Annotated in this window: 8 protein-coding genes; 7 read left to right on the top strand and 1 reads right to left on the bottom strand. The window is 65.9% G+C overall.

The annotated features are described in order from the left end of the window. Window positions 1-6 precede the first annotated feature (6 nt). The 5 genes from ugpB to ugpQ all read left to right on the top strand — a co-directional run bounded on the left by ugpB (window position 7) and on the right by ugpQ (window position 5,075). Window positions 7-1,341, top strand: coding sequence for a sn-glycerol-3-phosphate ABC transporter substrate-binding protein UgpB (gene ugpB / locus KVT39_RS28505; protein ID WP_034183624.1), 1,335 nt, complete (start codon window positions 7-9; stop codon window positions 1,339-1,341). 96 nt (window positions 1,342-1,437) lie between these two features. Beyond that, a complete protein-coding gene (gene ugpA / locus KVT39_RS28500) occupies window positions 1,438-2,322 on the top strand; it encodes a sn-glycerol-3-phosphate ABC transporter permease UgpA (RefSeq protein ID WP_031400119.1) in 885 nt (294 codons plus the stop codon). After that, window positions 2,319-3,164 (top strand): sn-glycerol-3-phosphate ABC transporter permease UgpE, encoded by an 846-nt coding sequence (gene ugpE / locus KVT39_RS28495; RefSeq protein WP_217590725.1) that lies wholly within the window; start codon window positions 2,319-2,321, stop codon window positions 3,162-3,164. Before ugpA ends, ugpE begins: the two co-directional genes overlap by 4 nt. Window positions 3,165-3,196: 32 nt before the next feature. Next, entirely contained in the window at window positions 3,197-4,282 is a 1,086-nt protein-coding gene (locus tag KVT39_RS28490; RefSeq protein ID WP_034183627.1) for a sn-glycerol-3-phosphate import ATP-binding protein UgpC, read from the top strand. Window positions 4,283-4,310: 28 nt separating this feature from the next. Then, window positions 4,311-5,075, top strand: a complete 765-nt coding sequence (ugpQ, locus tag KVT39_RS28485) for a glycerophosphodiester phosphodiesterase (protein ID WP_217590724.1) — start codon at window positions 4,311-4,313, stop codon at window positions 5,073-5,075. Window positions 5,076-5,241: 166 nt separating this feature from the next. Here ugpQ and KVT39_RS28480 read toward each other — a convergent pair whose 3' ends face one another. Then, window positions 5,242-5,973: an OmpW family protein gene (locus KVT39_RS28480; protein ID WP_034183629.1), complete on the bottom strand. Its 732-nt coding sequence runs from the start codon at window positions 5,971-5,973 to the stop codon at window positions 5,242-5,244. 193 nt (window positions 5,974-6,166) lie between these two features. Here KVT39_RS28480 and KVT39_RS28475 point away from each other — a divergent pair, with 193 nt between their 5' ends. Next, window positions 6,167-6,880 carry a transposase gene (locus tag KVT39_RS28475; protein ID WP_217590723.1) on the top strand — a complete coding sequence of 238 codons (714 nt, stop codon included), beginning with the start codon at window positions 6,167-6,169 and terminating at the stop codon, window positions 6,878-6,880. 289 nt (window positions 6,881-7,169) lie between these two features. Next, the gene (locus tag KVT39_RS28470; protein ID WP_217590722.1) at window positions 7,170-11,873 is read left to right on the top strand and encodes a glutamate synthase-related protein; all 4,704 of its coding nucleotides are present in this window, start codon (window positions 7,170-7,172) and stop codon (window positions 11,871-11,873) included. Window positions 11,874-11,880: the final 7 nt, after the last annotated feature.

The following is an 11,880-nucleotide window of genomic DNA, read 5'->3' as shown; positions in this document are numbered from 1 at the left end:
AGGTCGATGAAGAAGAAGCCTGCGGGGACCATGGTTCGTTCGATCGCGCTCGGCGGCGCGCTGATGTTCGGGGTGCAGCACGTGGCGTTCGCCGCGACGGAGATCCAGTTCTGGCATGCGATGGAGGCCGCGCTCGGCGAGCGGGTCAACGCGATTGCCGAGCAGTTCAACGCGTCGCAGAGCGACTACAAGATCGTGCCGGTCTTCAAGGGCACCTACGACCAGGCGCTTGCTGCCGGCATCGCCGCCTATCGCAGCGGCAACGCGCCGGCGATCCTCCAGGTCTATGAAGTCGGCACGGCCACGATGATGCAGGCGAAGAAGGCCGTCGTGCCCGTCTACGACGTGTTCAAGCAGGCCGGCGTGCCGCTCGACGAAAAGGCGTTCGTGCCGACCATCTCGAGCTATTACAGCGACGCGAAGACGGGCCATCTCGTGTCGATGCCGTTCAACAGCTCGACGCCGGTGCTGTACTACAACAAGGACGCGTTCAAGAAGGCCGGGCTCGACCCGAACCAGCCGCCGAAGACGTGGGACGACGTGAAGGCCGATGCCGAGAAGCTGCGCAAGTCGGGGATGGCGTGCGGCTTCACGACCGGCTGGCAGGGCTGGATCCAGCTCGAGAACTACAGCGCATGGCACGGGCTGCCGTTCGCGAGCCGCAACAACGGCTTCGACGGCACCGACGCGGCGCTCGAATTCAACAAGCCGCAGCAGATCGCGCACGTCGCGTTCCTGCAGCAGATGGCGAAGGACGGCACGTTCACGTACGCGGGCCGCAAGGATGAAGCATCGGCGAAGTTCTACAGCGGCGACTGCGGGATCCTGACGACGTCGTCGGGCGCGCTCGCGAACGTGCAGAAATTCGCGAAGTTCAGCTACGGCACGGGCATGATGCCGTATGACGCGAACGTGAAGGGCGCGCCGCAGAACGCGATCATCGGCGGCGCGAGCCTGTGGGTGCTGGCCGGCAAGGATCCGGCGACCTACAAGGGCGTCGCGAAATTCCTCGCATACCTCGCATCGCCGGCCGTCGCCGCGAAGTGGCACCAGGACACGGGCTACCTGCCGGTCACGACTGCCGCGTACGACCTCACGCGCCAGCAGGGCTTCTACGCGAAGAACCCGAGCGCCGAAACCGCGATCAAGCAGATGCTGAACAAGCCGCCGCTGCCTTACACGAAGGGGCTGCGTCTGGGCAACATGCCGCAGATCCGCACGATCGTCGACGAGGAGTTCGAGCAGGTCTGGGCGCAGAAGAAGTCGCCGAAGGACGCGCTCGATTCGGCGGCCTCGCGCGGCGACGAACTGCTGCGCCGCTTCGAGAAGTCGGGCGGCTGAGCACGCATCGCTTCGTGCCGCCGGCCGCGCCGCGCATGCGTGCGTGCGGTCCGGCGGCGCGGTTTCCTTTCCGTTTCGCCTGACCGGATATCCGCGATGCAATCCCGTTCCCGCTTCGGTACGAGCCTGGTGCCGTACCTGCTGATCGCGCCGCAGCTCGCGATCACCGCCGTGTTCTTCCTGTGGCCGGCCGGCGTCGCGCTGTGGCAGTCGACGCAGATGCAGGACGCGTTCGGCACGTCGAGCGAATTCGTCGGCTTCGCGAACTTCACGCACCTGTTCGCCGATCCGCTGTACCTCGATTCGTTTCGCACGACGCTCGTGTTCAGCTCGCTCGTCACGGTGAGCGGGCTCGTCGTGTCGCTGCTGCTCGCCGCGTGCGCCGACCGCGTGATCCGCGGCGCGCGCGTGTACCGCACGCTGCTGATCTGGCCGTACGCGGTCGCACCGACGATCGCGGCCGTGCTGTGGGCATTCCTGTTCAACCCGAGCATCGGCCTGATCACCTATGCGCTCGCGAAGGGCGGCATCGTGTGGAACCACGCGCTGAACGGCGGGCAGGCGATGTTCCTCGTCGTGCTCGCGTCGGTGTGGAAACAGGTGAGCTACAACTTCCTGTTCTTCTACGCGGGCCTGCAGGCGATCCCGCGCTCGCTGATCGAGGCGGCGGCGATCGACGGCGCGGGGCCGGTGCGGCGCTTCTTCAACATCGTGCTGCCATTGCTGTCGCCGACGAGTTTCTTCCTGCTGGTCGTGAACCTCGTCTACGCGTTCTTCGACACCTTCCCGGTGATCGACGCGGCCACCGGCGGCGGCCCGGCGCAGAGCACGAAGACGCTGATCTACAAGATCTTCGCGGAGGGCTTCCAGGGGCTCGACATCGGCAGCTCGGGCGCACAGTCGGTCGTGCTGATGATCATCGTCGTCGGGCTTACGGTGATCCAGTTCCGCTTCGTCGAACGCAGGGTGCAATACGCATGATCGAAAATCGCAAGGGCTTCGACCTGTTCTGCCACGCGGTGCTGGTCGCGGGCATCGTGCTGATCGTGTTCCCCGTCTACGTCGCGTTCTGCGCGGCGACGATGAATGCGCAGGAAGTGTTCACGGTGCCGCTGTCGCTGGTGCCGAGCACGCATCTGTTCGAGAACATCGCGTACATCTGGGGGCACGGCAGCGGCGGCACGACGGCGCCGTTCGGCCGCCTGCTCGTGAACAGCTTCGCGATGGCGCTCGGCATCGCGGTCGGCAAGATCGCGATGTCGATCCTGTCCGCATACGCGATCGTCTATTTCCGCTTCCCGTTCCGCAACACGGCGTTCTGGCTGATCTTCGTCACGCTGATGCTGCCGGTGGAAGTGCGGATCTTCCCGACCGTGCAGGTCGTGTCGACGCTGCACCTGACGAACACCTACGCGGGGCTCACGCTGCCGCTGATCGCATCGGCGACCGCGACGTTCCTGTTCCGCCAGTTCTTCATGACGCTGCCCGACGAGCTGATGGATGCCGCGCGCATCGACGGCGCGGGCGCGCTGCGCTTCTTCTGGGACGTCGTGCTGCCGCTGTCGAAGACGAGCATCGCGGCGCTGTTCGTGATCACGTTCATCTACGGCTGGAACCAGTATCTGTGGCCGATCCTGATCACGACGGAGGCGTCGCTGTCGACGGCGGTGGTGGGCATCAAGACGATGATCGCGAGCGGCGACGCCGCGACCGAATGGCAATACGTGATGGCGGCGACGCTGCTGGCGATGATTCCGCCGCTCGTCGTCGTGCTGGCGATGCAGCGCTGGTTCGTGCGCGGCCTCGTCGATTCTGAGAAATGAATGACGGACGGCAACCGGGAGAAAGACCAAGTATGGCTGCGCTGAGCTTGAAGGGCGTCAGGAAATCCTACGACGGCAAGCAGCATGTGCTGCATGGCATCGACGTCGAGATCGCCGACGGCGAATTCATCGTGCTGGTCGGCCCGTCGGGCTGCGGCAAATCGACGTTGCTGCGGATGATCGCGGGGCTCGAGAGCGTGACGGATGGCGAGATCGCGATCGGCGAGCGCGTCGTCAACGCGCTGGAGCCGAAGGATCGCGACATCGCGATGGTGTTCCAGAACTATGCGCTGTACCCGCACATGACGGTCGCGCAGAACATGGGCTACGGGCTGAAGATCCGCGGGATCGAGCGTGCGGCGATCGACTCGCGGGTGGCCGCGGCCGCGAAGATCCTCGAGCTCGAGCCGCTGCTCGCGCGGCGGCCGCGCGAGCTGTCGGGCGGCCAGCGGCAGCGCGTCGCGATGGGGCGCGCGATCGTGCGCGAGCCGTCGGTGTTCCTGTTCGACGAACCGTTGTCGAACCTCGACGCGAAGCTGCGCGTGCAGATGCGGCTCGAGATCCAGCGGCTGCATGCGCGGCTCGCGACGACGAGCGTCTACGTGACGCACGACCAGATCGAGGCGATGACGCTCGCGCAGCGTGTGATCGTGATGAACCGCGGCTACGCGGAGCAGATCGGTGCACCGGTCGACGTGTACGAGAAGCCGGCGACGGTGTTCGTCGCGGGCTTCATCGGCTCGCCCGCGATGAACCTGATGCACGGCCGGCTGTCGGACGACGGCGCGACCTTTACGGTCGCGGGCGGCGGCCCCGCGCTGCCGGTCGCCGGCGCGCCCGGTATCGGCGCGGAGATCGCCACCGGGCGCGACTGGGTGCTCGGCGTACGCCCCGAACACATGACGCCGCAGCCGGGCGTCGCGCAGGCGACGCTGCCCGTCGACTCGTGCGAGCTGCTCGGCGCCGACAATCTCGCGCACGGCCGCTGGGGCAACCACGACGTCGCGGTGCGCCTGCCGCACGCGGACCGTCCGGCGCGCGGCACGGCGCTGGCGGCCGCGCTGCCCGCGCACCGGCTGCATTTCTTCGATCCCGAAACCGGCAAGCGTGCCGGCTGAACCTGCTGCATTTGCCGAGAGGCCGACGATGACTTCCCGTACCGACTGGCCTTATCCGCGCGTCGTCGCCCATCGCGGCGGCGGCACGCTCGCGCCGGAGAACACGCTCGCCGCGCTCGACGAGGGGGCGCGACGCGGTCACCGGATGGTCGAGTTCGACGCGAAGCTGTCGGCCGACGACGTGACGTTCCTGCTGCACGACGACACGGTCGACCGAACCTCGAACGGCCAGGGGGCAGCGGCGGGCATGCGTTATGCGGCGCTGGCCGCGCTCGACGCGGGCGCATGGCTCGACGCGCGCTTCGCGGGCGAGCGGATGCCGACGCTCGAGGCGGCGGCGGCGCGCTGCATCGCGCACGGCCTGGCCGCGAATGTCGAGATCAAGCCGTGCCCGGGGCGCGAGCGCGAGACGGGGCAGCGCGTGGCGGCCGACGCGGCCGCGTACTGGCGCGATGCCGAGATCCCGCCGCTGCTGTCGTCGTTCTCGTTCGATGCGCTGCAGCAGGCGCGCGCGACCGTGCCGGCGCTGCCGCGCGGGATGCTCTACGAGGCCGTGCCGGACGACTGGCATGCGCAGGTCGTCGACGCGCTCGGCTGCGTATCGTTGCATGCAGACCACAAACGGCTCGACGAACCGCTCGTGCGCGCGATCAAGGCGGCCGGGCTGCGCATCCTGGTGTACACGGTGAACGACCTCGAACGGGCGCGCGAACTCGCGCGCTGGGGCGTCGACGCGGTCTGCACTGACCGGATCGACCTGATCGCCCCCGATGCGCTGGACGATATCGCGTAGCGGGGCCGGTCCCGCGCGATGGCGGGTGCGGGAAGACCCTGAGACAAAAAAACGACGCCCCGACGGGAATCCCGCCGGGGCGTTTTGCATCGTGGAGACATTACGTCACGAAAATTCCGCTACAAATTGCAGCAGGATTAACCATTCCCCAAATATTCGACTACGCTTAGAAGCGGTAGCCGACGTTCAGATACGTGACGATCGGGTTGAGCGAGATCTTCGCTTTCGACGTTTCGGTCAGGGTGCCGACCGGCGTCCGGCGGGCCGTCGTGAAGGTCGCGGTCACGCTGACCGGGATGTACGAGATCGACAGGCCTGCGAACCAGTGTTTCGTGAAGTTGTACGAGAAGCCGGCGTTGAAGACGGGCGCCCACTGGTTGCTGGTCGTTGCGCTGGTCGGGCCGCCGAGCACGCCGTTCTCGAACGTGCCGTTCGTGATCTTTGCGCCGGTGAACCAGACATACGTCGCGCCGACGCCGACATACGGACGGAACTTCGCGTTGGCGTCGTTGAAGTGGTAGCGAAGCAATACGGCGGGGCTCCACTGGTACGCACGGCCGAGTACGCCGAACTTTTCGAACTGACCCTTGCCGGTAATGTCGAACTTCGGCGGTATCCCCATAACGAGCTCGGTGGAGATGTGGTCGGTGACGAAGTAGCCAGTTGCGAGCCCAAGCGTGTCGGCGTCGTTGATGCCGGCGCCCGTGTTGGGAATCGATTGGTTGATGGGCGTGCCGCCAACGCGGTACACGAACAGCGGGTCGCTGCTGTCCTGCGGCGACAGGTGGAGCCAGCCGGTGCTGACGTAGAAATCACCTGCGGATTGTGCGTGTGCCGTACCGCCCGCAAACGTGAATGCGAGCGCTGCGGCCCCCGTAATGGCCAGTTTTCGTTTCATTGTGTCTCCTCCGATCAAAGGCGTGCTCATTATGACGACTGCGTTTAAAACCAAACAAGCTCGTAAGTTAGAGTTTTCACCCTAGGATTAGTACGACCGTACGTATCCGCGCACCGACAGGACGGGCATTCTACGCAGGTGCGCATTTTCGGACCTCCGGGTATTTCCTAACGCGTTCAAACGGACATTCAGCATGGCACGGTTAGCACGACTCTACGTTCCCGACCAGCCGCAGCACGTGATACTGCGCGGCCTGGATCAGCAACCCGCGTTCGTCGACGACCAGGACTACGAACTCTTCATCGATTGCCTGAAGGCCGCCGCGCGCGATCATCACCTGTCGGTGCATGCCTATGTGCTGCTGCCGCGCCAGGTGCAACTCCTCGTGACGCCGAGCGACGAGGCGAGCCTGCCGAAAGCGATGCAGGCCGTCGGTCGCCGCTACGTCGCGCATTTCAACCGGCGCTATTCGCGGCGCGGCACCCTGTGGGAAGGCCGCTATCGCGCGACCGTGATCGAAGGCGAGCGCTATTTCCTGCTCGCGAGCCGCGTGGTCGAGATGAGCCCGGTGCGCTCGCAGCTCGTCACGACGCCCGAAGCCTATCGCTGGTCGAGCTACCGGCATCACGTCGGGCTCACCGTCGACAGCCTGATCACCGACCATCCGCTCTACTGGGCGCTCGGCAACACGCCGTTCGACCGCCAGCGTGCGTACAAGGAGCTGTGCGAGCAGCCGCTCGACGAGCGGCAGGCCGACCAGTTGCAGCAGGCGACGCTGAAGGGCTGGGTGCTCGGCGGCGAGAACTACCGCGAGTGGGCGGCGCGCACCGCGAACCGGCGCGTGTCGCCGCTGCCGCGCGGACGCCCCAGAAAGGTGCGCGAGAACACGCCGCCGATCCAGCAATAACGCGGGATCGGCGATCGAGAGGCGGCGCTGCGGGCGCCGCTTCTTTTTGCACCAAAATGATGCGGCCCCAATAAAACGGCACCAGATCGAAGCATCCGTTTAATTGGGGTTCGATCAAGCGGTTTTTGTTGCTATTCCTTTGATTCGTCGCGTATATTCCGAATTCCGGTGGCCCGGGCGAAGCATGCCCACCCACTGTCGGCCGCGCCGTCTCCCGTCGGGAGCGGGATCGACGGCAACAACAAAACGGTTCAACGGCCCTCCAGGCCCCCTTTACGACGGTGTCCCCATGAACGACCACCAGCAGCCGCTCGCCGCGGTGCCCGCCGCACAAGGTCTGTACGACCCGCAAAACGAACACGACGCCTGTGGCGTCGGCTTCGTCGCTCACATCAAGGGCAAGAAGAGCCACGAGATCATCCAGCAGGGTCTGAAGATCCTCGAGAACCTCGATCACCGCGGCGCGGTCGGCGCCGATCCGCTGATGGGCGACGGCGCGGGCATCCTGATCCAGATTCCGGACGCGTTCTATCGCGAGGAAATGTCGAAGCAGGGCGTGATGCTGCCGCCCGCCGGCGAATACGGGGTCGGGATGATCTTCCTGCCGAAGGAAAACGCGTCGCGTCTCGCGTGCGAGCAGGAGCTCGAGCGCACGGTGAAGGCCGAAGGCCAGGTCGTACTCGGATGGCGCGACGTGCCGGTCGACCATGCGATGCCGATTTCGCCGACCGTGAAGGCGAGCGAGCCGCTGATCCGCCAGATCTTCATCGGCCGCGGCAAGGACATCATGGTGACGGACGCGCTCGAGCGGAAACTGTACGTGATCCGCAAGACGGCGAGCCACCGCATCCAGGCGCTGAAGCTCAAGCACGGCAAGGAATACTTCGTGCCGTCGATGTCGGCGCGCACGGTCGTCTACAAGGGGCTGCTGCTGGCCGGCCAGGTCGGCGTGTATTACCGCGACCTGCAGGACGCGCGCGTCGTGTCGGCGCTCGCGCTCGTGCACCAGCGCTTCTCGACCAACACGTTCCCGGCGTGGGAACTGGCCCACCCGTACCGGATGATCGCGCACAACGGCGAGATCAACACCGTGAAGGGCAACGTGAACTGGCTGAACGCGCGTACCGGCGCGATCGCGTCGCACGTGCTCGCCGACGATCTGCCGAAGCTGTGGCCGCTGATCTACCCGGGCCAGTCGGACACCGCATCGTTCGACAACTGTCTCGAACTGCTGGTGATGGCCGGCTACCCGCTCGTGCACGCGGTGATGATGATGATCCCGGAAGCGTGGGAACAGCACACGCTGATGGACGAGAACCGCCGCGCGTTCTACGAATACCACGCCGCGATGATGGAGCCGTGGGACGGCCCGGCCGCGATCGCGTTCACCGACGGCCGCCAGATCGGCGCGACGCTCGACCGTAACGGCCTGCGCCCGGCGCGCTACATCGTCACGGACGACGACCTCGTCATCATGGCGTCGGAAGCCGGCACGCTGCCGATCCCCGAATCGAAGATCGTCAAGAAGTGGCGCCTGCAGCCGGGCAAGATGTTCCTGATCGACATGGAACACGGCCGCATCATCGACGACAAGGAACTGAAGGACAACCTCGCGAACGCGAAGCCGTACAAGAGCTGGATCGACGCCGTGCGCATCAAGCTCGACGAGATCGAGCCGAAGGCCGAGGAAGTCGCGGCCGGCCGCACGCAGGGCGCCGCGCTGCTCGACCGCCAGCAGGCGTTCGGCTATACGCAGGAAGACCTGAAGTTCCTGATGGCGCCGATGGCGCTGCAGGGCGAAGAGGCCGTCGGTTCGATGGGCAACGACTCGCCGCTGGCGGTGATGTCGAACAAGAACAAGACGCTCTATCACTACTTCAAGCAGCTGTTCGCGCAGGTCACGAACCCGCCGATCGACCCGATCCGCGAGAACATGGTCATGTCGCTCGTGTCGTTCATCGGCCCGAAGCCGAACCTGCTCGACACGAACAACATCAACCCGCCGATGCGTCTCGAAGTGTCGCAGCCGGTGCTCGACTTCAAGGACATCGCGAAGATCCGCGCGATCGACCAGTACACGGGCGGCAAGTTCAGCGCGTACGAGCTGAACATCTGCTACCCGGTCGCGTGGGGCAAGGAAGGCATCGAGGCGCGCCTCGCGTCGCTGTGCGCGGAAGCCGTCGACGCGGTGAAGTCGGGCTACAACATGTTGATCGTGTCGGACCGCAAGACGGACGCCGAGCACGTCGCGATTCCGGCGCTGCTCGCCACGTCGGCGATCCACACGCACCTCGTGCAGCAAGGGCTGCGCACGAGCACCGGCCTCGTCGTCGAAACGGGCTCCGCGCGTGAAACGCACCACTTCGCGCTGCTCGCGGGCTACGGCGCGGAAGCCGTGCACCCGTACCTCGCGATGGAAACGCTCGCGAAGATGGCCGAGGGCCTGTCGGGCGACCTGTCGCCGGAGAAGGCCGTCTACAACTTCACGAAGGCGGTCGGCAAGGGCCTGCAGAAGGTGATGTCGAAGATGGGCATCTCGACGTACATGTCGTACACGGGCGCGCAGATCTTCGAAGCGCTCGGCCTGTCGAGCGACCTCGTCGAGAAGTACTTCAAGGGCACGGCGTCGAAGGTCGGCGGCATCGGCCTGTTCGAAGTCGCGGAAGAGGCGATCCGCCTGCACCGCGACGCGTTCGGCGACAGCCCGGTCCTGCGCGACATGCTCGACGCGGGCGGCGAGTACGCGTACCGCGTGCGCGGCGAAGACCACATGTGGACGCCGGATTCGATCGCGAAGCTGCAGCACGCGACGCGCAGCAACTCGTACCAGACGTACAAGGAATACGCGCACCTGATCAACGACCAGACCAAGCGTCACATGACGTTCCGCGGCCTGTTCGAGTTCAAGGTGTCGCCGGCGAAGGCGATTTCGATCGACGAAGTCGAACCGGCGAAGGACATCGTCAAGCGCTTTGCGACGGGCGCGATGTCGCTCGGCTCGATCAGCACCGAAGCGCACGCGACGCTCGCGATCGCGATGAACCGGATCGGCGGCAAGTCGAACACCGGCGAAGGCGGCGAGGACGAAAAGCGCTATCGCAACGAACTGCGCGGCATTCCGATCAAGTCGGGCGAGACGCTAAAGTCGGTGATCGGCGACGAGATTGTCAGCGACATTCCGCTGAAGGACGGCGATTCGCTGCGCTCGAAGATCAAGCAGGTCGCGTCGGGCCGCTTCGGCGTCACCGCCGAGTACCTCGCGTCGGCCGACCAGATCCAGATCAAGATGGCGCAGGGCGCGAAGCCGGGCGAAGGCGGCCAGCTGCCGGGCCACAAGGTGTCCGAATACATCGGCAAGCTGCGCTATTCGGTGCCGGGCGTCGGCCTGATCTCGCCGCCGCCGCACCACGACATCTACTCGATCGAGGATCTGGCGCAGCTGATCCACGACCTGAAGAACGTGAACCCGAGCTCGAGCATCTCGGTGAAGCTCGTATCGGAAGTGGGCGTCGGCACGGTCGCGGCCGGTGTCGCGAAGGCGAAGGCCGATCACGTCGTGATCGCCGGCCATGACGGCGGCACGGGCGCATCGCCGCTGTCGTCGGTCAAGCACGCGGGTACGCCGTGGGAACTCGGCCTCGCCGAAACGCAGCAGACGCTGGTGCTGAACCGCCTGCGCGGCCGCATCCGCGTGCAGGCCGACGGCCAGATGAAGACGGGCCGCGACGTCGTGATCGGCGCGCTGCTCGGCGCGGACGAATTCGGCTTCGCGACGGCACCGCTCGTCGTCGAAGGCTGCATCATGATGCGCAAGTGCCACCTGAACACGTGCCCGGTCGGCGTCGCGACGCAGGATCCGGTGCTGCGTGCGAAGTTCAAGGGCCAGCCCGAGCACGTCGTGAACTACTTCTTCTTCGTTGCCGAGGAAGTGCGCGAGATCATGGCGCAGCTCGGCATCGCGAAGTTCGACGACCTGATCGGCCGCGCCGACCTGCTCGATACGCGCAAGGGTGTCGAGCACTGGAAGGCGAAGGGCCTCGACTTCTCGCGCGTGTTCTACCAGCCGGAAGAGTGCGAGGACGTCGCGCCGCGTCACGTCGACGTGCAGGATCACGGCCTCGAGCGCGCGCTCGACCACGTGCTGATCGAGAAGGCGAAGGCCGCGATCGAGAACGGCGAGCATGTGTCGTTCATCCAGCCGGTGCGCAACGTGAACCGCACGGTCGGCGCGATGCTGTCGGGCGTGATCGCGAAGAAGCACGGCCATGACGGCCTGGCGGACGACGCGGTGCACATCCAGCTGAAGGGCACGGCCGGCCAGAGCTTCGGCGCGTTCCTCGCGAAGGGCGTGACGCTCGATCTCGTCGGCGACGGCAACGACTACGTCGGCAAGGGCCTGTCGGGCGGCCGGATCATTATCCGGCCGACCAACGACTTCCGCGGCAAGTCCGAGGAAAACATCATCTGCGGCAACACGGTGATGTACGGCGCGATCGAAGGCGAAGCGTTCTTCCGAGGCGTCGCGGGCGAGCGCTTCTGCGTGCGCAATTCGGGCGCGACGGCGGTCGTCGAAGGCACGGGCGACCACGGCTGCGAATACATGACGGGCGGCACGGTCGTCGTGCTCGGCGAGACGGGGCGCAACTTCGCGGCCGGCATGTCGGGCGGCCTCGCGTACATCTACGATCCGGAAGGCATGTTCGCGGCGAAGTGCAACAAGTCGATGGTCGCGCTCGAGCCGGTGCTGCAGCAGGCCGAGCAGGAGCGCACGGTCGATCGCGCACTCTGGCACGCAGGCACGACGGACGAAGCGCTGCTCAAGGGGCTCGTCGAGCGTCATTTCCAGTTCACGGGTTCGCCGCGCGCGAAGTCGCTGCTGGAAAACTGGGACGCGGCGCGCCGCCAGTTCGTGAAGGTGTTCCCGCACGAATACAAGCGCGCGCTGGGCGAGATCGGTGCGAAGAAGGCGGCGAAGGAAGTGCTGGCCGCCTGAGCGACGA

This window comes from Burkholderia sp. GbtcB21, from assembly GCF_019091065.1.
Classification (GTDB): domain Bacteria; phylum Pseudomonadota; class Gammaproteobacteria; order Burkholderiales; family Burkholderiaceae; genus Burkholderia; species Burkholderia pyrrocinia_C.
Note: the sequence above shows the minus strand (reverse complement) of the source record. Positions and strands in the feature narration are given on the sequence as shown.

Bases quoted from the DNA above. Each gene is read 5' to 3' on its own strand.
- ugpB (WP_034183624.1), top strand. From the start codon at position 7: ATGAAGAAGAAGCCTGCGGGGACCATGGTTCGTTCGATCGCGCTCGGC.
- ugpA (WP_031400119.1), top strand. From the start codon at position 1,438: ATGCAATCCCGTTCCCGCTTCGGTACGAGCCTGGTGCCGTACCTGCTG.
- ugpE (WP_217590725.1), top strand. From the start codon at position 2,319: ATGATCGAAAATCGCAAGGGCTTCGACCTGTTCTGCCACGCGGTGCTG.
- KVT39_RS28490 (WP_034183627.1), top strand. From the start codon at position 3,197: ATGGCTGCGCTGAGCTTGAAGGGCGTCAGGAAATCCTACGACGGCAAG.
- ugpQ (WP_217590724.1), top strand. From the start codon at position 4,311: ATGACTTCCCGTACCGACTGGCCTTATCCGCGCGTCGTCGCCCATCGC.
- KVT39_RS28480 (WP_034183629.1), bottom strand. From the start codon at position 5,973: ATGAAACGAAAACTGGCCATTACGGGGGCCGCAGCGCTCGCATTCACG.
- KVT39_RS28475 (WP_217590723.1), top strand. From the start codon at position 6,167: ATGGCACGGTTAGCACGACTCTACGTTCCCGACCAGCCGCAGCACGTG.
- KVT39_RS28470 (WP_217590722.1), top strand. From the start codon at position 7,170: ATGAACGACCACCAGCAGCCGCTCGCCGCGGTGCCCGCCGCACAAGGT.